This is a genomic window from Arsenicicoccus bolidensis DSM 15745 (assembly GCF_000426385.1).
GTDB classification, from domain to species: domain Bacteria; phylum Actinomycetota; class Actinomycetes; order Actinomycetales; family Dermatophilaceae; genus Arsenicicoccus; species Arsenicicoccus bolidensis.
Genome location: NZ_AUFG01000006.1, coordinates 115,969 through 134,721 on the forward strand (window position 1 = coordinate 115,969; position 18,753 = coordinate 134,721).

Sequence of the window (18,753 nt, forward strand, 5' to 3'; positions counted from 1 at the left end):
ACCCCGCGAACGGGTCTGTCAGACATCACTGGCACAGTGTGGCCATGGACAACGACGTCTGCCACGAGCCGCAGTTCCGCACCGTCATCGAGCCGTTCCGCATCCACAGCGTGGAGCCGCTCCGCATGACGACCGCCGCCCAGCGCCGCACCAAGGCCGCCGAGGCGCACTACAACCTGTTCCAGCTGCACGCCGAGGACGTGCTGATCGACCTGCTCACCGACTCCGGGACCGGCGCCATGAGCCGCGACCAGTGGGCCGCCATCCAGCACGGCGACGAGTCCTACGCGGGCTCGCCGTCCTACTACCTGTTCCGTGACGCGGTGAGGCACCTCTTCCCCTACGAGCACGTCATCCCCACCCACCAGGGACGTGCCGCGGAGAAGATCCTCTTCGGCGTCCTCGGCGGCCCCGGCAAGGTCGTGCCGAGCAACACCCACTTCGACACCACCCGCGCCAACATCGAGTTCACCGGCGCCGAGGCCGTCGACCTGGTCATCCCCGAGGGCCACGACCCCTCGCTGGTCCACCCGTTCAAGGGCAACCTGGACGTCGACCGGCTCGAGGCCCTGCTCACCGAGCGGGGCGACGACGTGCCGGTCGTCATGCTCACCGTCACCAACAACTCCGGTGGCGGGCAACCGGTCTCGCTCGACAACATCCGCGCGGTGTCCGAGATCGCGCACCGCCACGGCAAGCCGCTGTTCCTCGACGCCTGCCGGTTCGCCGAGAACGCCTGGTTCATCAAGGAGCGCGAGCCCGGCCAGGCCGACCGGGACGTCGTCAGCATCATCCAGGACATGGCGGCCTGCGCCGACGGCATGACCATGTCCGCCAAGAAGGACCCGATGGGCAACATCGGCGGCTGGCTGGCGCTGCAGGACGACGAGCTCGCCGCCGCCTGCCGCAACCTGCTGATCCTCACCGAGGGCTTCCCGACCTACGGCGGGCTGGCCGGGCGCGACCTCGAGGCCCTGGCGCAGGGGCTCAAGGAGACCGTGAGCCACGACTACCTGCGCTACCGCATCCGCTCCACGGCCTACCTCGCCGACGCCCTGGAGCACGCGGGCATCCCGTGCATCAAGCCGGCCGGCGGCCACGCCGTCTACATCGACGCCAAGGCGATGCTCCCCCACATCGACCCGCTGCACTTCCCCGGGCAGGCGCTGAGCGTGGCGCTCTACGAGACCGGCGGGGTGCGGGCGTGCGAGATCGGGTCGGTCATGTTCGCGCGCCAGCCCGACGGCTCGGAGAAGCCCGCCGCCATGGAGCTGGTCCGCCTCGCCATCCCCCGCCGCACCTACACCCAGAGCCACATCGACTACGTCATCGAGGTGTGCGAGCAGGTCAAGGCCCGCGCCGGGGACCTGCCGGGCTACCGCATCGTCGAGGAGCCGCCGGCCCTGCGGCACTTCACCGCGAGGTTCGCGCCCATGACCTGATCGTGACCTGGGTCGCGCCCGAATCGTCACCTTTGGGCGGGCACAATGCACCGTATGCCGTCCCCCCGCCGTCACCCCCGCGCCGCCGCCACAGGGGCAGACGCTGCCCCCAGGCGCACCCGGTCGGCGGCGTCCACGGTGAGGAAGCCGTCGATGCTGTCGAAGGCGTCGATGCTGTCGAGGGCGTCGGCGATCTCGGCCCTGTCGGCGGTGACGCTGCTGGCCGCCGGGTGCTCCGACGCCACCCGCACGACCAGCACCACCGTCACGTCAGCGGTGCAGGCCACCGCCTCGGGAGCCGTCGCACGGGCGACCCCGGGGACCCAGCCAGGCTCGGAGAGCGGGGCTGGCGCTGCCGGCACGGGCGCTGCGGGGGCGGGTGACGGACGACTGCTGCTGGTCCTGGACTCCTCCGGGTCCATGGCCGAGCGTGACGCCCGCGGCCGCACCCGCATGCAGGGCGCCCAGGACGCGCTGCGCTCCCTCGTCGACGAGCTGCCGGACGGCGCCCAGGTGGGGCTGCGCGTCTACGGCTCGCGGGTCAAGGTCGCCGGCAAGGCGGCGCCCGGGTCGAGGGCGTGCACCGACAGCCGGCTCGTGACACCGGTCGGCCCGCTGGACCGCCGTGGGTTCAAGACGGCGATCGACGCGTTCGCCCCGCACGGCGACACCCCGATCGGCTACACCCTCCAGCAGGTCGCCGGCGATCTCGGCACCACCGGTCGGCGCAGCGTCGTGCTGGTCTCGGACGGCGAGGAGTCCTGCTCCGCCGACCCGTGCGCGGTGGCCAAGACCCTCGCCGGCCAGGGCATCGACCTGCACGTGCACACCGTCGGCCTCGAGGTCTCGGCCCCCGCGCGCAGCCAGCTGCGGTGCGTGGCGGACGCCACCGGCGGCACCTACCACGACGCCACGAGCGACGACCTCACCAAGATCGTCTCCGACACCGTGGGCTCGGCCCGGGCCGCGAGCACCGGCTGGTCCGCGCCGGGCACCGGCTGGTGGAGCCGCAGCGGGCTCGCAGGTCTCGGCGGCGAGACCAACCCCGGCGCCGTCGGCGCCACCATCCTGGTGCTGCTCCTGCTGTGGCTGCTCACGCGGGGCAGCGGTCGCCAGCGCGGGAGCCAGGGCCGGGGCTGAGCCCCGCTCGACCCCTCCCGCGTCGCGCCCACCCAGTCGGCATACAGGCTGATCGGCGTGCATCACCACCACGGCGCCCTCGTCGTGGCACCATGCTGGGCATGACCGCACTGCACACCGCTGCCCTGGCCGCCGCGCCGCTCTCGGCCTCGCGCGACGTCGCCGTCGCCGTCCTCCTGGTCCTGCTGCTGATCTGGCTGCTCGGCAAGTGAGCTGACCCCACCTCGGACACAGATCGGGGACCCTCGTGCCGGCATCCCCGGCACTCAGGTCCCCGATCTGTGTCCCTGTCTGTGTCCCTGTCGGTGTGGACGGGGCTCGACCGTCAGTCGGTGACGGCGCCCACGGCGAACTCGTCGGGGTCGGGCCCGGTCCGCATGCCGCGGTCGAGGTCGCCGATGCGCTCCATCTGGTCCTGCGTGAGCTCGATCCCGAGGGAGCCGAAGTTCTCCTCGATGCGCGACGGCGTCACCGACTTGGGGATGACGACCGACCCGAGCTGCAGGTGCCACCTCAGGATCACCTGGGCGGGCGTCGCCCCGACCTCGTCGGCGATCGCGCGGATCGTCTCGTCCGCCATGACCTGCTTGCCGGAGGCGAGCGGGCTCCAGTCCTCGGTGACGATCCCCGCCTCGGCGTCGTGGTCGCGCAGCTCGCGCTGCTGGAGGTAGGGGTGCAGCTCGATCTGGTTGACCGCCGGCGCCACGCCGGTCTCGTCGACGAGACGCTGCAGGTGCGGGACGTGGAAGTTGCAGACCCCGACGGAGCGCACGCGCCCGGAGTCGCGCAGCTCCAGCAGGGCCTTCCAGGTCTCGACGTAGGCGTCGGCCGACGGCACGGGCCAGTGGATGAGGTAGAGGTCCAGGACGTCGAGGCCGAGCTTGTCCATCGAGGTGTCGAACGCCCGCAGCGTCCGGTCGCGGCCGTGCGCGTCGTTCCACAGCTTGGTGGTGACGAAGACCTCGTCGCGCGCCACGTCGGACTCGGCGAGCGCCTGACCGACGCCTTCCTCGTTGCCATAGGCCGCGGCCGTGTCGAGGTGGCGGTAGCCGGTGGCCAGGGCGTGCTTGACCGCGTCCACGACCTGGTCCTCGGGCACCTGCCACACCCCGAAGCCGAGCTGCGGGATGGCGTGGCCGTCGTTGAGCATGATCTGGGGGGCTGTGCTCTGCGTCATACGGCCAGCCTATGACGTGAGCCCCACCCGGCCGGACGTCGCACGCCACCTGCCGTCTGACGCAGATCACACCCCCGTCGGCAAGCCCGCGGGGGTGGGCCGCAGTAGAGTCCGAGCCATGGCGTCCATCACCAAAGTCCTGATCGCTAACCGCGGCGAGATCGCCGTCCGCGTGGCCCGAGCCTGCAAGGACGCAGGCATCGGCTCCGTGGCCGTCTACGCCGAGCCCGACCGAGATGCGCTGCACGTCAAGGTCGCCGACGAGGCCTACGCCCTCGGTGGCTCCACGCCCGGCGAGTCCTACCTCGTGCAGGACAAGCTGCTCGAGATCGCCAAGGAGTCCGGCGCCGACGCCGTGCACCCGGGCTACGGATTCCTCTCGGAGAACGCCGACTTCGCCCAGGCCGTCATCGACGCCGGGCTGATCTGGATCGGCCCGCCGCCCGCCGCGATCGACGGCCTCGGCGACAAGGTCAAGGCCCGGCACATCGCGACCAAGGCCGACGCGCCGCTGGTGCCGGGCACCAAGGAGCCGGTCGGCGGCGCCGACGAGGTCGTGGCCTTCGCGCAGGAGCACGGTCTCCCCGTGGCCATCAAGGCCGCGTATGGCGGTGGCGGGCGCGGCCTCAAGGTCGCCCGCACCATGGAGGAGATCCCCGAGCTGTTCGAGTCGGCGGTACGTGAGGCCGTCACGGCGTTCGGTCGGGGCGAGTGCTTCGTCGAGCGGTTCCTGGACAAGCCGCGGCACGTCGAGACCCAGTGCCTGGCCGACCAGCACGGCAACGTCGTCGTCGTGTCGACGCGCGACTGCTCGCTGCAGCGCCGCAACCAGAAGCTCGTCGAGGAGGCGCCCGCGCCGTTCCTCAGCGACGAGCAGAACGCCGAGCTGGTCCGCGCCTCCAAGGCGATCCTCCAGGAGGCCGGTTACTACGGCGCCGGGACCTGCGAGTTCCTCGTGGGCCAGGACGGCGTCATCTCCTTCCTCGAGGTCAACACCCGCCTGCAGGTGGAGCACCCGGTGTCCGAGGAGGTCACCGGCATCGACCTGGTCCGCGAGATGTTCCGCATCGCCGAGGGCCAGGAGCTGGGCTACGACGACCCGCCGGCCCACGCGCACTCCATCGAGTTCCGTCTCAACGGCGAGGACGCCGGCCGAAACTTCCTGCCCGCCCCGGGCACCGTGGCGGTCTTCGAGCCGCCGGCCGGGCCGGGCGTGCGCCTGGACACCGGGATCGTCGAGGGCGACGTCATCGGCGGCAACTTCGACTCCATGCTCGCCAAGCTGATCGTCACCGGCCGCACCCGTCAGCAGGCGGTGGAGCGTGCCCGCCGCGCCCTGGACGAGTTCGTCATCGAGGGCATGCCGACCGTTCTTCCCTTCCACCGCAGGGTCGTTCGCGACGAGGCCTTCGCCCCGAGCGAGCCGGACGCGCCGTTCACGGTGCACACCCGCTGGATCGAGACGGAGTTCGACAACGACATCGAGCCGTTCGGCGGCGCGGGGGCCGAGGCGCCCGAGGCCGAGGAGCGTCAGAAGGTCGTCGTCGAGGTCGGCGGCAAGCGCCTCGAGGTGTCCCTGCCCGGCACCCTGTCGCTCGGCGGCGGGGGTGGCGGGGGTGGCGCCAAGAAGAAGGCCCCGCGTCGCGCCTCCGGTGGTCGCGGTGGCGGCGCGGCCGCGTCCGGCGACTCCCTCACCGCGCCGATGCAGGGCACGATCGTCAAGATCGCGGTCGAGGAGGGCCAGGAGGTGCAGGCCGGCGAGCTCGTGCTGGTGCTCGAGGCCATGAAGATGGAGCAGCCCATCAACGCCCACAAGGCGGGCACGATCGCCGGCATCTCCGCCGCGGTCGGCGAGACCGTCTCCAACGGCGCCGTGCTCATGGAGATCAAGGACCCCGCCTGACCTACCGCGGGTAAAGGCATCGACCGGCCTTCGTTCGCCAGGTCGATGCCTTTACCCCCGGCGGGTTCTCGCCCGCGGGCTTGTCTGCTGCGGGTCGCGTCCCCTGGGCGGGGTGAGGGTGGCTGGTCGTGCGGCGGGCCTGTCGGCATACGAGCCCCGAGAGGTCGTATGCCGACAGGCCCGCTGTCTCGTGCGGTGGGGCTCAGCCCGCCAGCGCCGCCACGACGGCCTTGTTGAAGGCCGGGATGTCGTCGGGGTTGCGGGACGTGATGAGGTTGTCGCTGGTGACGACCTCCTCGTCGACCCACTCGCCACCGGCGTTGCGGATGTCGGTCTGCAGGCTCGGCCAGGACGTCAGGCGCTTGCCGCGGACGACGTCGGCCTCGACGAGGGTCCACGGGGCGTGGCAGATCGCGGCGACCGGCTTGCCCGACCCGACGAACTCCTTGATGAACGCGACGGCGTCCTCGTCCATGCGCAGCGCGTCGGGGTTGGCGACGCCGCCGGGGAGCACCAGCGCGGCGTAGTCGCCGACCGACGCGTCGGCCACGACGACGTCGACGGCCTGCTTGTCGGCCTTGTCGAGGTGGTCGAACGTCTGGACCTCGCCCGGCTCGAGGCTGAGCAGGACCGGCTCGTGGCCCGCGTCCTTGACGGCCTGCCAGGGGTCGGTGAGCTCCACGCGCTCGATGCCCTCGCCGGCGACGAGGAATGCGACCTTGGACATGCTGCCTCCTTGGGGATCGGAAAGGGGACGTGATGTGTCCCTTCGTGCTCACCTACCCGAGGCGGGGCGGCTGAAGACGTGGGGCCCGTCGGGAACCCTCCCGCGCCTAGACTCGCTGAGCATCACGACACCGCCGTCGGCGGTACGGACGAGGAGGCACCGTGAAGTTCAACGACATCGTCAGCAAGGCGGGCCAGGCGGCCAGCCAGGCTGCGGGCAAGGCCAAGCAGTACATCGACGAGAACCCGGACAAGGTCTCCGGGGGCCTGGACAAGGTCGGCCACGCCGTCGACAAGGGGACCAAGGGTCGGTTCAGCCGCCAGATCCAGCAGGGCCGCGACCTGGCCAAGGACAAGCTGGTGCACGGCAAGCCCGGGACTCCCCCGGTCGGTCAGCCCGGCACGAGCACGACCGGAGCGGGCACGACGGGCACGAGCACGAGCAGCACGACGGGTCAGCCGGCAGGTCAGCCCGCCGGCGAGACCGACCCCACGGTCAGCCCGACGACCGGCGAGACCTTCGACACGACCACGGTCCGTCCCGACGAGGGCACCACGGGCCGCGCGCCCGGCCAGATCGGCTGACGGAGCGCACCTACCCCCGGTAGAGGCATCAGCCTGGCGAACGACGGCCGGTCGATGCCTCTGCCGGGGGTAGGTCTGTGCTCTGGCGTGCCAACCCGGGCGGATGTGACGACCTGAGGTAGGTCACTCGCTGGTGTGCAGGCGGCGTGCCGCCTCGGCCAGGGAGCCGCTCATCGAGGGGTACACCGTGATGGTCTGCGCCATCTGGTCGACGGTGAGGCGGTTCTCGACGGCCAGCGCCACGGGAAAGATCAGCTCCGACGCCTTGGGCGCCACGACCACGCCGCCCATGACCAGCCCGGACACCTTGCGGGCATAGAGCTTGATGAACCCGTCGGTGAAGCGGTCCATCTTGGCGCGCGCGTTGGTGGCCAGCGGCATCATCACCTCGCGCACGTCCAGGTGCTGCTCGGCGACCTGCTCCGCCGTCACGCCGACCGTGGCGATCTCGGGGTCGGTGAAGATCGTGGCCGAGACGCCGGTGAGGTTGATCGGCTGCACGGCGTCGCCCAGCGCGTGCCACATCGCGGTGCGCCCCTGCATGGCGGCGACCGACGCGAGCGGCAGGGCCGAGGTGCAGTCGCCGGCGGCATAGATGCCGTTGACCGAGGTGCGCGAGACGCGGTCGACCTCGATGTGCCAGGAGTCGGCGAGCTGCACGCCGGCCGCCTCCAGCCCGAGGCCATCGGTGGCGGGCACCGACCCGACGGCCATGATGCAGTGCGAGCCCTCGACGGTGCGGCCGTCGGTGAGGGTGGCGACGACGCGGTCGCCGACCCGCTCGACGGACGCCGCGCGGGAGCGGTCGAGGACCGTCATGCCACGACGGCGGAAGACGTCCTCGATGACGCGCGCCGCGTCGGGGTCCTCCCCCGGCAGGACGCGGTCGCGCGACGAGATGAGCGTGACCTTGCTGTCCAGCGCGAGATAGGCGTGCGCGAGCTCGGCCCCCGTCACGCCGGAGCCCACCACGATCAGGTGCTCGGGGATGTCGGGCAGGTCCCAGATCTGCTTCCAGGTGAGGATGCGCTCGCCGTCGGGCACGGCCGTCGGCAGCACCCGCGGCGTGGCCCCGGTCGCCACCAGGATGACGTCGGCGTCGAGCTCCTGCTCCCCCGAGCCGTCTGCTGGCGTGGCGACGACGCGCCCCGGCGCCGCGATGCGGCCGACGCCGCGCAGGATCGTGATGCCCTCGCTGACCAGGCGGGCCTCGATGTCCTCGCTCTGCTTGCGGGCGAGGGCGAGGATGCGGGCGTTGACGGCCGGCAGGTCGGCGACGGTGACGTCGTCGCCCTCGAGGTCGGACTCCCGCTGGGTCCGCGGGTCCTGGTAGTGCACGCCCAGCGCCCGCGAGTCCTCCATGCGCGTCATGAAGCTCGCGGTCGAGATCAGCGCCTTGCTGGGCACGCAGTCCGACAGGACCGCCGCGCCGCCGAGCCCGTCGCGGTCGACGACGGTGACCGTCGCTCCGAGCTGGGCGGCGACGAGGGCGGCCTCGTAGCCACCGGGCCCTCCACCGAGGATGACGACTGACTGGTTGCGTTCGATCACGGGCTCCATCCAACCATCCCCGGTGGGCGGGGGCTCACCGGACGAGCGGACGCCGTATGCCGAACCGTGGGCCCGTCCACCCCACCCGTAGGCTGTCCGCCATGAGCGACACCCACGTGGACCTGAACGACCCCGACGTCGACCCCTTCGAGGTGGCGAGGGCAGCCGCGACCGTCATCGCCGAGCGCACCGGCGTCGAGCGGCACGACGTCGCGCTGGTGCTCGGCTCCGGGTGGGGCGGGGCGGCCGACCTGATCGGCGAGACCCGCACGGTCATCGACAACGCCGACGTGCCGGGCTTCTCGCGCGCCGCGGTCGTGGGCCACAGCGGCACGATCCGCTCGGTCTCGCTGGGCGACACGGACCGCCGGGCGCTGGTCTACGGCACCCGCACTCACTTCTACGAGGGCAAGGGCGTGCGCGCGGTCGTCCACGGCGTCCGCACCGCCGCCGCGGCCGGGTGCCGTCAGGTCGTCCTGACCAACGGCTGCGGTGGCCTGCGCCCCGAGTGGCCCGCCGGCACACCGGTACTCATCAGCGACCACCTCAACCTGACGGCCGCCTCGCCGCTGGAGGGTGCGACCTTCGTGGACCTCACCGACCTCTACAGCTCCCGCCTGCGCGGCATCGCGCGCGAGGTGGACGCGAGCCTCGACGAGGGCGTCTACGTGCAGTTCCGCGGGCCGCACTACGAGACGCCGGCCGAGGTCCGCATGGCCCGCACCCTCGGCGGCGACCTCGTCGGCATGTCCACCACCCTCGAGGCCATCGCCGCCCGCCACGCCGGCCTGGAGATCCTCGGCATCTCCCTCGTCACCAACCCCGCCGCCGGCACCAGCGACCAGGCCCTGTCGCACCAGGAGGTCATCGAGGCCGGTCAGGCCGCGGCCGCCCGGTGCGGTCGCCTGCTCGCCGACGTCGTCACCCGCATCGCCACCGAGGACTGAGCCGTATGCCGAACCCGCCCCGCTCGACCAGCACCGACCCCGTCGACGGCGCTGCCACCAGCCGCTCGTCCACCGCAGGCTCCCCCGCTCCCGGCTCGTCCACCGCAGGCTCCCCCGCTCCCGGCTCGTCCACCGCAGGCTTTCCCACCGGCGAGCTCCTCGCGGCGGCCCGCGCCTGGCGCGACGACGACCCCGACACCGCCACCCGGGCCGAGCTCGACGCGCTGATCACTGCCGTCGAGGCTGGCGGGGACAGGGGCGAGGCCTCCCGTGCCGACCTCGCCGACCGGTTCGCCGGGATGCTGGAGTTCGGGACCGCCGGCCTGCGCGGAGCGCTCGGCGCAGGCCCGCGCCGCATGAACCGCGCCGTCGTCATCCGGGCGGCGGCGGGGCTCACGGCATACCTGCAGGCCGAGGGCGGGCGCCCCGACCCCGCCGTGGTGATCGGCTTCGACGCCCGGCACAACAGCGACGTCTTCGCGCGCGACACGGCGGCCGCCGTCGAGGCCGCGGGCGGCTCGGCCATGGTGCTGCCCCGGCCGCTGCCGACGCCGGTGCTGGCGTTCGCGATCCGGCACCTCGGCGCGGACGCCGGCGTCATGGTCACGGCCAGCCACAACCCACCGCAGGACAACGGCTACAAGGTCTATCTCGGCGACGGCTCGCAGATCGTGCCGCCGGTCGACGCGCAGATCGCCGCGCACATCGCCGCGGTCCCGTCGGTCGCGTCCGTCCCGATGGCCGACGACGGCTGGGACACCCTCGGGGACGAGCTGCTGGACGCGTATGTCGAGCGCGCCGCCGCCGTCGTCGCGCCCGACGCTCCGCGCGAGGTCTCCGTCGTCCACACGGCCCTGCACGGGGTGGGGTCGGAGACCGTGCGGCTGGCCTTCGAGCGCGCGGGTTTCCCTGCGCCGCAGGCGGTCTCGAGCCAGGAGCAGCCGGACCCGGACTTCCCGACCGTGTCCTTCCCCAACCCCGAGGAGCCGGGCGCCATCGACGCGGCCCTCGCGCTGGCGGCCGAGGTGCGCCCCGACGTGGTCGTCGCCAACGACCCCGACGCCGACCGCTGCGCCGCCGCCGTGGACGACCACGGCACCTGGCGGATGCTGCGCGGCGACGAGCTCGGGGCCCTGCTCGGGCACGCGATGATCGAGCGGCTCTCCGCCCGCCCGGACGCCGAGCGCCGCGTCCTGGCCAGCTCCATCGTGTCCTCCCGCCTGCTCGGCGCCATGGCCCGCGCGGCCGGTCTCGAGCACCGCGAGACGCTCACCGGCTTCAAGTGGATCGCCCGCGTGCCGGGCCTCGCCTACGGCTACGAGGAGGCGCTCGGCTACTGCGTCGACCCCGACTCCGTGCAGGACAAGGACGGCGTCTCGGCCGCCCTGCTCGTGGTCGAGCTCGTCGCCCGGCTGAGGGCGCAGGGGCGCACCCTGCTCGACGTGCTCGACGACCTCGCGGTCGCCCACGGCGTGCACGCGACCGACGCGCTGTCGGTGCGCGTCAGCGACCTCGCCCTCATGCCCGCCCTCATGGAGCGTCTGCGCGGCAACCCGCCGCAGGCCGTCGCGGGGTCCCGCGTCGACCGGCTCGACGACCTGGCCGCCGGGTCCGCCGACCTGCCGCCGACCGACGGGCTGCGGTTCTCGCTCGCCGACGGCAGCCGGATCATCGTGCGCCCGTCCGGCACCGAGCCCAAGGTCAAGGTCTATCTCGAGGCGATCGAATCCGTCGACGGCGCAGGCGATCTCGCCCGCGCCCGCGCCACCGCGTCCGAGCGGCTGGCGGCCATCAAGGCCGACATGGCCGCCCTCACCGCGCTGTGAGCGAGCACCCCGCGCGCGTCATCGTCGCCTGCGGGCCCAGCGGCGCCGGCAAGTCCCGCCTCGCCGACCGGCTGCGGCACGAGCTGGGCTGGCCGACCCTGCGGCTCGACGACTTCTATCTCGACGGGGACGACCCGCGCCTGCCGATGGGCGACCTGGGCGTCCCCGACTGGGACGACCCCGCCAGCTGGGACGCCGACGCGGCCCTGACGGCGCTCGAGACGCTGGTCCGGACCGGGGAGGTCGACGTGCCGGGCTATGACATCTCCCGGTCCCGCCGCGTCGAGGGCGTCCGCATCACCCTGCCCCCGGGCGCGTTCGTCGTGGCGGAGGGCATCTTCGCCGCCGAGCTCACGGCTGCGCTGCGCGAGCGCGGGCTGCTCGCCCAGGCGTGGTGCGTGCGCCGGACGCCGTGGGTGACCTTTGCCCTGCGCCTCGCCCGCGACCTCAAGGAGCGCCGCAAGCCGCCCGTCACCCTCGTGCGTCGCGGACTGGCGCTGCGCCGTGCCGAACCCGCCATCGTCGAGCACCAGGTCGCCCTCGGCGCCACGCCGATCACGCCTGGGGAAGCCTGGCGACGCGCCGCCGACCTGCGCTGATAGCGTGGCCGCGAGCACGGGTGGGGACGCTTCGAGGGGGCGACGATGAGCAACGACCAGTGGGCGGCGCCAGGCCGCGACGGCGAGGACCGGGCGGGCGGCAGCACGCCGCTGCCCCCTCCGCCGCCCTACGACCCCACGGGCGAGGCCCCTGCCCCGCCGGCCTACCAGCCCGGCTACGCGGCGCCTTCCGGCCACCCGCAGCAGCCCGGTCACGAGCAGCCCCAGGGCCATGGCCATGGCCAGCAGCCGGGCTACGGCCAGCCTCCGGCCTACGGGCCGCCTCCGGCCTACGGGCAGGGTCCGGCATACGGCCAGGCACCGCCCCCGGGCGGCTATCCCTCGATGGCCATGGTCACCAACCCGGGCATCGTCCCGCTGCGGCCGTTGTTCCTCGGCGACATCCTCGGGGCCGGCTTCAAGATCCTGCGCTTCAACCCGCGCGCCACGATCGGGCTCTCGCTCGCGCTGCAGCTGATCGGGCTGCTGCTGGTCCTGCCCTTCGTCGGGTGGCTCCTCACGGGCGGCGTGCAGCGGCTCGGCGACCTCAGCGACCCGGACAACGGGAGCAGCCCCCTGCTCAACCTCGTCCAGGTGCCGTCGAGCCTCTTCGCCAGCGCCGCCACCCTCGTCCTGTGCGTCGTCGTGTCCCGGGCGGTGATCGGCGAGCGCGCCACCATCGGCGAGGCCTGGCGCGAGCTGCGCCCGCAGATCGGCCGCTTGCTGCTGTTCCTGCTGGTCACGGGCCTGCTCTGGCTCGCGGGCCTCGGCCTCGTGGCCCTCGCCCTCTACGGGCTCGCGCAGCTCGACGGCGCCCTCGCGGTCCTCGGCGGGCTGGTGCTGGCGCCTGTCTTCGTCTTCGTCTACGTCCGGCTGGGTCTGGCCACGTCCGCCCTGATCCTCGAGCGCATCGGCGTGATCGAGTCCCTGCGGCGCAGCTGGACCCTGAGCCGAGGCGCCTTCTGGCGGTTGTTCGGCATCCAGCTCGTCACCAGCCTCGTCGTCGGGTTCGCCGCCGGGGCCCTGATGTTCCCGGTGACCATGGTCGGCATGCTCGCGGTGTTCGCGACGTCCTCCGACAGCCCCGACAGCCTGGCCTCGGGCTTCCTCGTCATGATGGTGATCGTCGGGCTGGCCCAGGTCCTCATCGCCGCCGTGACGACGCCGATCACCTCGACGGTGAGCACGCTGCTCTACATCGACCAGCGGATCCGCCGCGAGGGCCTGGACGTCGAGCTGGCGCGGGCCGTCGAGCGGCGAGCCACCCAGGAGCGCTGACCGCTCCGTGACCGGCTCCCGCGTGCTGGCCCTGCCCGTCTCCTCGGTCCCGGTCGAGCCGGGCTCCGACGAGGCGCGCCGCCTGCTGGAGCAGGAGCTGACCCGGCCCGGGTACCCTCGCCCGTCCCTGCTCGACATCGCCCTGGCGTGGTTCGACGACCTCTTCTCGGGCGCCCCCGGCGCGCCGTCGGGCATCGGCGTGGCCGTGCTCGTGGCGGTGCTGCTCCTGCTGCTCGCCCTGCTCGCGTGGAAGCTGCGCGACCTCCGTTCCGTCGCCGAGGAGCGCCGCCGCCGCGCCGGTGGGCTCACCGACCCGGCCCGGTCGGCCGTCGACTACCTGGCCGAGGCGCGCGAGCACCTGGACCAGGCGGCCCACGACCGGGCCGTGGTGTCGGCCTTCCGGGCGCTGGTCGTCGGCCTCGACGACCGCGACGTCGTCCACGACGCCCCCGGGCGCACCGCCCAGGAGGTCAGCCGGGCCGCGGCCGAGGCCCTCCCGTCGTATGCCGACCGCGCCCACCGGTCCGCGGAGATCTTCGACGCCGCGTGCTACGGGCACCCCGACGGCCCCGTCCCGGGTGCGGACGAGGAGCAGCGCACCACCGCCGAGCAGGCCGAGAGCGTGCTGGCGCTGGCCTCCGAGCTGCGGGAGGCGCGATGAGCCTCGACGTGATCCTCGGCCCCCGCGAGCGGGACCGCCGCCCCACGAGCCGCCGCACCAAGACGGTGTGGGTCGCCGTGCTGGTGGCCCTGCTCGCCGTGGCCGTGTGGCGCAGCCTGCCGCAGGGCAGCGGCGTCCCGATGGACCCCGGCACCGTGGACGCCGGGGGCACCAAGGCGGTCGCGGAGGTCCTGCGGCGCGAGGGCGTCGAGGTGGACGTGGTGCGCACGCGCGAGGAGCTGGCGGCGGCCCGCGTCGACGAGGAAACCACCGTCGTCGTGTCCGACACCGGAGCGCTCACGACCGAGGCGATGCTGGAGGTCGACGAGCGGCTCGACGGCGCCGGTCGCCTCGTCCTGCTGGGGCTGCCCCGCAACGCGCTGCACGACCTGGACCTGCCCGTCACGCTGACCCGAGCCGACGAGAACGATCCCGAGGGGGCCCGCTGCACCGACCCCGCCGCCGCTGCGTCCCCGGACATCTCCTCGCGAGGCGCCGGCTATGCGGTCATGACCCGGGAGCAGGTCGCCGAGGCGGCGGGCGAGGGGTCGGACGGGTCGGACGGGTCGGGGGGCTCGGACCTGCCGTTCGGCCCGGGCGAGGAGCCCTCCCAGGACCCGACCGCCGATGACCTCGGGTCGTCGTGGGACACCGACGGTGCCCGGGGCTGCTACCCCGTGGGCGAGGGGCACGCCCTGCTGACCCTCCCGGCGGCCGACGGCCGGCCCCGCACCGACCTGCTCGCCCCCGCGGGCATCGTCACCAACGGCACCATCACCCAGGACGACAACGCGGCCCTCGCGCTGCGCCTGCTCGGCAGCGAGCGACACCTCGTGTGGTACGCCCCGGCCTTCTCCGACATCAGCGAGGGCGACACCGTGCGCGGCGAACCCAGCGTCGCCCCAGCGTGGTTCATGCCCCTGCTGCTCCTGCTCGGCGGCGCCGTCCTGCTCACCATGTGGTGGCGCGGACGTCGACTCGGGCGGCTCGCCGTCGAGCCCCTCCCCGTCGTGGTGCGGGCCAGCGAGACGACGGTCGCCCGCGGCCGGCTCTATCGACGTGCCGCGGGGCGCGGCCACGCCGCCGATGCCCTGCGCAGCGCCACCCGGCGACGTCTCGCGATCCGGCTCGGGCTGCCCGCGGGCGCCGACGACGAGGCGGTCGTCGCGGCCGTGGCGCGGGCCACGGGGCGCGAGCGCGACGACATACGAGCCCTGCTCGCCGGACCCGACCCCACCACCGACGCCGACCTGGCCGCGACCGCGACCGACCTGGCCCAGCTCGAGGAAGAGGTACGCCACCCATGACCGACCACACCAGCGCCCGCGAGGCCCTGCAGGCCGTGCGCTCCGAGGTGGCCAAGGCCGTCGTCGGGCAGGACGCCGCCGTGACGGGGCTGCTCATCGGCCTGCTCAGCCGCGGTCACGTCCTGCTCGAGGGGGTCCCCGGCGTCGCCAAGACGCTGCTCGTGCGCACCCTCGCCACGGCCCTGTCGATCGACACGCGGCGCGTGCAGTTCACGCCGGACCTGATGCCGGGCGACGTGACCGGGTCGATGATCTTCGACGCCCGCACCACAGAGTTCGAGTTCCGGCCGGGCCCGGTCTTCACCAACCTGCTGCTCGCCGACGAGATCAACCGCACCCCGCCCAAGACGCAGGCCGCGCTGCTCGAGGCGATGGAGGAGCGGCAGGTCACCATCGACGGGACGTCCCGGCCGCTGCCCGAGCCCTTCCTCGTCGCTGCCACGCAGAACCCCGTCGAGTACGAAGGCACCTATCCCCTCCCCGAGGCGCAGCTCGACCGCTTCCTGCTCAAGGTGGCTCTGCCCGTGCCGCCGCGCGAGCAGGAGATCGAGGTCATCTCGCGGCACGCCCGCGGCTTCGACCCGCGTGACCTCGCCTCCGCGGGGGTGCGTCCGGTCGCGTCGGGCGCGGACCTGCTCGCCGGGGCGGCGGCCGTGCGGACCGTCGGCGTCGCCCCCGAGGTCGTCGCCTATGTCGTGGACGTATGCCGTGCCACCCGCACCGCGCCGTCCCTGTCGCTGGGCGCCTCACCCCGTGGGGCGACGGCGCTGCTCGCCACCTCGCGGGCGTGGGCGTGGCTCAACGGTCGCGACTACGTGACCCCGGACGACGTCAAGACCCTCACGCACGCTACGCTCGCCCACCGGCTGTCGCTGCGGCCCGAGGCCGAGCTCGAGGGCGTGTCGGTCGGCGCGGTGCTGCAGACCGCGCTGGACGCCGTGCCGGTGCCGCGATGACAGCTGTGACGGCCGTGACCGCAGCGGGCGCAGGAACCGCAGCGGGCCCAGCGCCCGCGCCGCCGATCCTGCGCCCGGGGTCGCTGGCCTCGCCCCGGTCAGGCTCGACGCGGCGATGACGCTGACCGGCCGCGCCGTGGTGCTCGCCCTGCTGGGCGTGGTGCCGGTGCTGCTGCGCCCCGAGCCCCTCACCGCCACGCTGTGGCTGGTGCTCGTCGTGGTGGTCGCCGGGGTCGACGCGCTGCTGGCCGCCTCGCCGCGCCGCCTATCGATCACCCGCGACCGCGTCGGGACCATCCGCGCCGAGACCACCACCACGACCCGGCTGCACGTGCACAACGCGTCCCGCCGGACCGCCCGCGGCGTGCTGCGCGACGCCTGGCAGCCGTCGGCCGGGACCAGCGGCGAGCGGCACCGGATCGCGGTGGCGCCCGGTGCCTCGGTCGAGGTCGAGACCGCGCTGACGCCCGTGCGGCGCGGGGACCGGCATACGGACCTCGTCACCGTGCGCACCCTCGGACCGCTGGGGATCGCCGGGCGCCAGGCGTCCGTCGACGTGCCGGGGACGGTGCGCGTGCTGCCGCCCTTCCACTCGCGGCGGCACCTGCCGAGCCGGCTCGCGCGGCTGCGGCAGATCGACGGCCGCTCGGCCGTGCGGGTGCGCGGGCAGGGGACTGAGTTCGACTCCCTGCGCGAGTACGTCGAGGGCGACGACGTCCGCTCGATCGACTGGCGCGCGTCGGCGCGGCGCAGCGAGCTGGTCGTGCGGACCTGGCGACCCGAGCGCGACCGGCGGATCACCCTCGTCGTCGACACCTCGCGCCTGTCGGCGGGGCGGGTCGACGACACGACCCGCCTGGACGCCGCCATCGAGGCATCGCTGCTGCTCACGGCCCTGGCCGCGCACGCCGGCGACCACGTCGACCTCGTCGCCGGCGACCGCGTCGTGCGCGCCCAGCTCGCCGGGGTGGCCCGCACCGACCTGCTCGCCGCGGTCTCCGACGCGCTCGCGACCGTGCAGCCCGCCATCGTCGAGGCCGACTGGCAGGCGCTGGCCTCCGCGGTGGCCCGGCAGGCCCGCCGTCCCTCGCTGCTCGTGCTCCTGACCCCGCTCGAGCCGGCCGCCGTCGCCGAGTCGCTCCTGCCCGTGCTGCCGCTCCTCACCCGCCGCCAGCGCGTGTGCATCGCCTCCTGCGCCGACCCCGACCTGGACCGGATGGCGAGCGCCCGCCGCACCGCCGAGGAGGCCTACGGCGCGGCGGCGGCGGAGCGGACGCGCACGCAGCGCACGCAGACCGCCGACGCGCTGGCCGGGCTCGGCGTGACCGTGGTGGACGCGCCGCCGCAGGACCTCGCGCCGGCCCTCGCCGACCACTACCTCATGCTCAAGTCCCGCGGCCTCCTCTGACCCGCCGCCGGCCGAGGCATCGACCGGCCTCCGTCCCCCAGGCTGATGATCCCGCCCCCGGGAGGTCCATCGACCGGCCTCCGTCCCCCAGGCTGATGCACCTACCCGAGGTAGTCACATCCGCCCGACCTGGCACGCCAGGCGGATGTGTCCAGCTCAGGCGGATCCTGGATCGGGCGTCTACCTGCCGCCGCGCGCCTCGACGAATGGGCAGGAATCGCAGCTTCCAGCGACCGGGAGCCGCCATACGCGCCCACTCACCGACAGGATCGAGCCCGTGCCAGCGACCCAGCCGGCCAGCGGCGGAGTGGTCGCGTCTGTCATGCCTAGGTGAGCGGGGTGCCCTGGTGGTAGGTCTGCTGCCACCCGGTCGTGGCGCGCTGCCAGAGGGACGTGCGCCGGGCCCGCCGACCGTCGCGATCCGACTCCCAGAAGGTCTGGATGACACCCGGGGCGAGCACCCTCGCCTCGAGACCGGTGATGCGGATGGCTGATGCACCGGCGCCGGCGTCGTCGGCCTCCGCCGCCAGCAGGCTAAGGATCGTCTCGAGGTCCCACCGACGGCCCGAGGCACCGATCTCGATGAAGCCCGGGGCCAACAGCTCCCTCAGCCGATGCTCGCTGCGCCGCGCCTCCTGCGACTGGAGCTCACGTTCGAGCGCCAGGACGTCGTCGATCTGGGCCTCGGTCTCATCCATACCTGCGATTCTGCCTGGTGGGCGGCCGAGTCGAGGTCAGAGGGACGCGACGGACTCGTCCTCGGGATCGGCGTCGTCCACGTCGGCTGGCCCGAGACACGGCGTGCCCACGAGCTCGACCGGTCACACGTTTGGACGGTGTGGACATGGTCTGTCGATCGGTTCGAGCCAAGCCGGAGGTCGAGCGCGAGCCGACAGCGGGGGTGGCCAGTTCAGGATCGCGGATGACTCGTCAGGTCGCGCGCAGCTGACGCTCGACCTCGGGGATCCCGCCACGGACTTCGTTGGTGCCCAGGCTGACGAAGAGTCGAACGGCGCCTTCTGGCCAGGGGTCACCACCTACGCGGCTCCGGCGACTCACCGCCCCGCGCCGCGCCATTGGTCACCAGTGACGTTTTGGAACGTTCAAGAAGGCCGCGCAGACGTCAGTGGTGACCAATGGCGTGGGGCAAGAGGCGCCGGGTGAGGGCGCCGGGTGAGGGCGCCGGGTGAGGGCGCCGGGTGAGGGCGCCGGGTGAGGGCGCCGGGTGAGGGCGCCGGGTGAGGGCG

General features: G+C 73.6%; 16 protein-coding genes. 12 read left to right on the top strand and 4 right to left on the bottom strand.

The genetic code is table 11. From position 1 onward, the window contains the following. Nucleotides 1-44 precede the first annotated feature (44 nt). Nucleotides 45-1,442 (top strand): tryptophanase, encoded by a 1,398-nt coding sequence (locus K313_RS0105325; RefSeq protein WP_029210736.1) that lies wholly within the window; start codon nt 45-47, stop codon nt 1,440-1,442. Nucleotides 1,443-1,595: 153 nt separating this feature from the next. Beyond that, nucleotides 1,596-2,582, top strand: a complete 987-nt coding sequence (locus tag K313_RS20140) for a vWA domain-containing protein (protein WP_156911153.1) — start codon at nt 1,596-1,598, stop codon at nt 2,580-2,582. Between the two features lie 325 nt (nt 2,583-2,907). On the opposite strand, the gene K313_RS0105345 is transcribed toward K313_RS20140, so the two are convergent. Then, nucleotides 2,908-3,759, bottom strand: a complete 852-nt coding sequence (locus tag K313_RS0105345) for an aldo/keto reductase (RefSeq protein WP_029210738.1) — start codon at nt 3,757-3,759, stop codon at nt 2,908-2,910. A gap of 118 nt (nt 3,760-3,877) precedes the next feature. On the opposite strand from K313_RS0105345, the gene K313_RS0105350 reads away from it, so the two are divergent. Further along, on the top strand, nt 3,878-5,662 hold the full coding sequence (locus K313_RS0105350) for an acetyl/propionyl/methylcrotonyl-CoA carboxylase subunit alpha (RefSeq protein ID WP_029210739.1): 1,785 nt from the start codon (nt 3,878-3,880) through the stop codon (nt 5,660-5,662). A gap of 202 nt (nt 5,663-5,864) precedes the next feature. On the opposite strand, the gene K313_RS0105355 is transcribed toward K313_RS0105350, so the two are convergent. Then, the gene (locus K313_RS0105355) at nt 5,865-6,389 is read right to left on the bottom strand and encodes a type 1 glutamine amidotransferase domain-containing protein (protein WP_029210740.1); all 525 of its coding nucleotides are present in this window, start codon (nt 6,387-6,389) and stop codon (nt 5,865-5,867) included. A gap of 161 nt (nt 6,390-6,550) precedes the next feature. Between K313_RS0105355 and K313_RS22120 the strand changes: the two genes are divergently transcribed. Continuing rightward, nucleotides 6,551-6,973 (top strand): antitoxin, encoded by a 423-nt coding sequence (locus K313_RS22120; RefSeq protein ID WP_029210741.1) that lies wholly within the window; start codon nt 6,551-6,553, stop codon nt 6,971-6,973. A 123-nt stretch (nt 6,974-7,096) separates the two neighbouring features. Here the strand turns inward: K313_RS22120 and K313_RS0105365 are convergent, their stop codons facing one another. Continuing rightward, the gene (locus tag K313_RS0105365; protein WP_034251837.1) at nt 7,097-8,533 is read right to left on the bottom strand and encodes an NAD(P)H-quinone dehydrogenase; all 1,437 of its coding nucleotides are present in this window, start codon (nt 8,531-8,533) and stop codon (nt 7,097-7,099) included. Nucleotides 8,534-8,625: 92 nt separating this feature from the next. Here K313_RS0105365 and K313_RS0105370 point away from each other — a divergent pair, with 92 nt between their 5' ends. From K313_RS0105370 to K313_RS0105405, 8 genes are all read left to right on the top strand, one after another. Then, nucleotides 8,626-9,471, top strand: a complete 846-nt coding sequence (locus K313_RS0105370; RefSeq protein ID WP_029210743.1) for a purine-nucleoside phosphorylase — start codon at nt 8,626-8,628, stop codon at nt 9,469-9,471. 5 nt (nt 9,472-9,476) lie between these two features. Beyond that, entirely contained in the window at nt 9,477-11,297 is a 1,821-nt protein-coding gene (locus K313_RS0105375) for a phospho-sugar mutase (RefSeq protein ID WP_029210744.1), read from the top strand. After that, nucleotides 11,294-11,896 carry a uridine kinase family protein gene (locus K313_RS0105380; RefSeq protein ID WP_029210745.1) on the top strand — a complete coding sequence of 201 codons (603 nt, stop codon included), beginning with the start codon at nt 11,294-11,296 and terminating at the stop codon, nt 11,894-11,896. The genes K313_RS0105375 and K313_RS0105380 overlap by 4 nt, the downstream gene beginning before the upstream one ends. 45 nt (nt 11,897-11,941) lie before the next feature. Beyond that, nucleotides 11,942-13,174, top strand: coding sequence for a hypothetical protein (locus tag K313_RS0105385; protein WP_029210746.1), 1,233 nt, complete (start codon nt 11,942-11,944; stop codon nt 13,172-13,174). 7 nt (nt 13,175-13,181) lie between these two features. Beyond that, nucleotides 13,182-13,835: a DUF4129 domain-containing protein gene (locus K313_RS0105390; RefSeq protein WP_029210747.1), complete on the top strand. Its 654-nt coding sequence runs from the start codon at nt 13,182-13,184 to the stop codon at nt 13,833-13,835. Continuing rightward, the gene (locus tag K313_RS0105395) at nt 13,832-15,142 is read left to right on the top strand and encodes a DUF4350 domain-containing protein (RefSeq protein WP_029210748.1); all 1,311 of its coding nucleotides are present in this window, start codon (nt 13,832-13,834) and stop codon (nt 15,140-15,142) included. The genes K313_RS0105390 and K313_RS0105395 overlap by 4 nt, the downstream gene beginning before the upstream one ends. Further along, on the top strand, nt 15,139-16,098 hold the full coding sequence (locus K313_RS0105400; protein ID WP_029210749.1) for an AAA family ATPase: 960 nt from the start codon (nt 15,139-15,141) through the stop codon (nt 16,096-16,098). Before K313_RS0105395 ends, K313_RS0105400 begins: the two co-directional genes overlap by 4 nt. A gap of 115 nt (nt 16,099-16,213) precedes the next feature. Continuing rightward, nucleotides 16,214-17,506, top strand: coding sequence for a DUF58 domain-containing protein (locus K313_RS0105405; protein ID WP_029210750.1), 1,293 nt, complete (start codon nt 16,214-16,216; stop codon nt 17,504-17,506). Between the two features lie 326 nt (nt 17,507-17,832). On the opposite strand, the gene K313_RS0105410 is transcribed toward K313_RS0105405, so the two are convergent. Continuing rightward, the gene (locus K313_RS0105410; protein ID WP_019284164.1) at nt 17,833-18,204 is read right to left on the bottom strand and encodes a nuclear transport factor 2 family protein; all 372 of its coding nucleotides are present in this window, start codon (nt 18,202-18,204) and stop codon (nt 17,833-17,835) included. Between the last annotated feature and the right edge of the window lie 549 nt (nt 18,205-18,753).

Excerpts from the sequence above, each read along its gene's own strand:
- K313_RS0105325 (WP_029210736.1), top strand. The coding sequence starts at position 45 with ATGGACAACGACGTCTGCCACGAGCCGCAGTTCCGCACCGTCATCGAG.
- K313_RS0105405 (WP_029210750.1), top strand. The coding sequence starts at position 16,214 with ATGACGCTGACCGGCCGCGCCGTGGTGCTCGCCCTGCTGGGCGTGGTG.
- K313_RS0105355 (WP_029210740.1), bottom strand. The coding sequence starts at position 6,389 with ATGTCCAAGGTCGCATTCCTCGTCGCCGGCGAGGGCATCGAGCGCGTG.
- K313_RS0105365 (WP_034251837.1), bottom strand. The coding sequence starts at position 8,533 with ATGGAGCCCGTGATCGAACGCAACCAGTCAGTCGTCATCCTCGGTGGA.
- K313_RS0105385 (WP_029210746.1), top strand. The coding sequence starts at position 11,942 with ATGAGCAACGACCAGTGGGCGGCGCCAGGCCGCGACGGCGAGGACCGG.
- K313_RS0105370 (WP_029210743.1), top strand. The coding sequence starts at position 8,626 with ATGAGCGACACCCACGTGGACCTGAACGACCCCGACGTCGACCCCTTC.
- K313_RS0105400 (WP_029210749.1), top strand. The coding sequence starts at position 15,139 with ATGACCGACCACACCAGCGCCCGCGAGGCCCTGCAGGCCGTGCGCTCC.
- K313_RS0105345 (WP_029210738.1), bottom strand. The coding sequence starts at position 3,759 with ATGACGCAGAGCACAGCCCCCCAGATCATGCTCAACGACGGCCACGCC.
- K313_RS0105350 (WP_029210739.1), top strand. The coding sequence starts at position 3,878 with ATGGCGTCCATCACCAAAGTCCTGATCGCTAACCGCGGCGAGATCGCC.
- K313_RS0105395 (WP_029210748.1), top strand. The coding sequence starts at position 13,832 with ATGAGCCTCGACGTGATCCTCGGCCCCCGCGAGCGGGACCGCCGCCCC.
- K313_RS0105375 (WP_029210744.1), top strand. The coding sequence starts at position 9,477 with ATGCCGAACCCGCCCCGCTCGACCAGCACCGACCCCGTCGACGGCGCT.
- K313_RS0105410 (WP_019284164.1), bottom strand. The coding sequence starts at position 18,204 with ATGGATGAGACCGAGGCCCAGATCGACGACGTCCTGGCGCTCGAACGT.
- K313_RS20140 (WP_156911153.1), top strand. The coding sequence starts at position 1,596 with ATGCTGTCGAAGGCGTCGATGCTGTCGAGGGCGTCGGCGATCTCGGCC.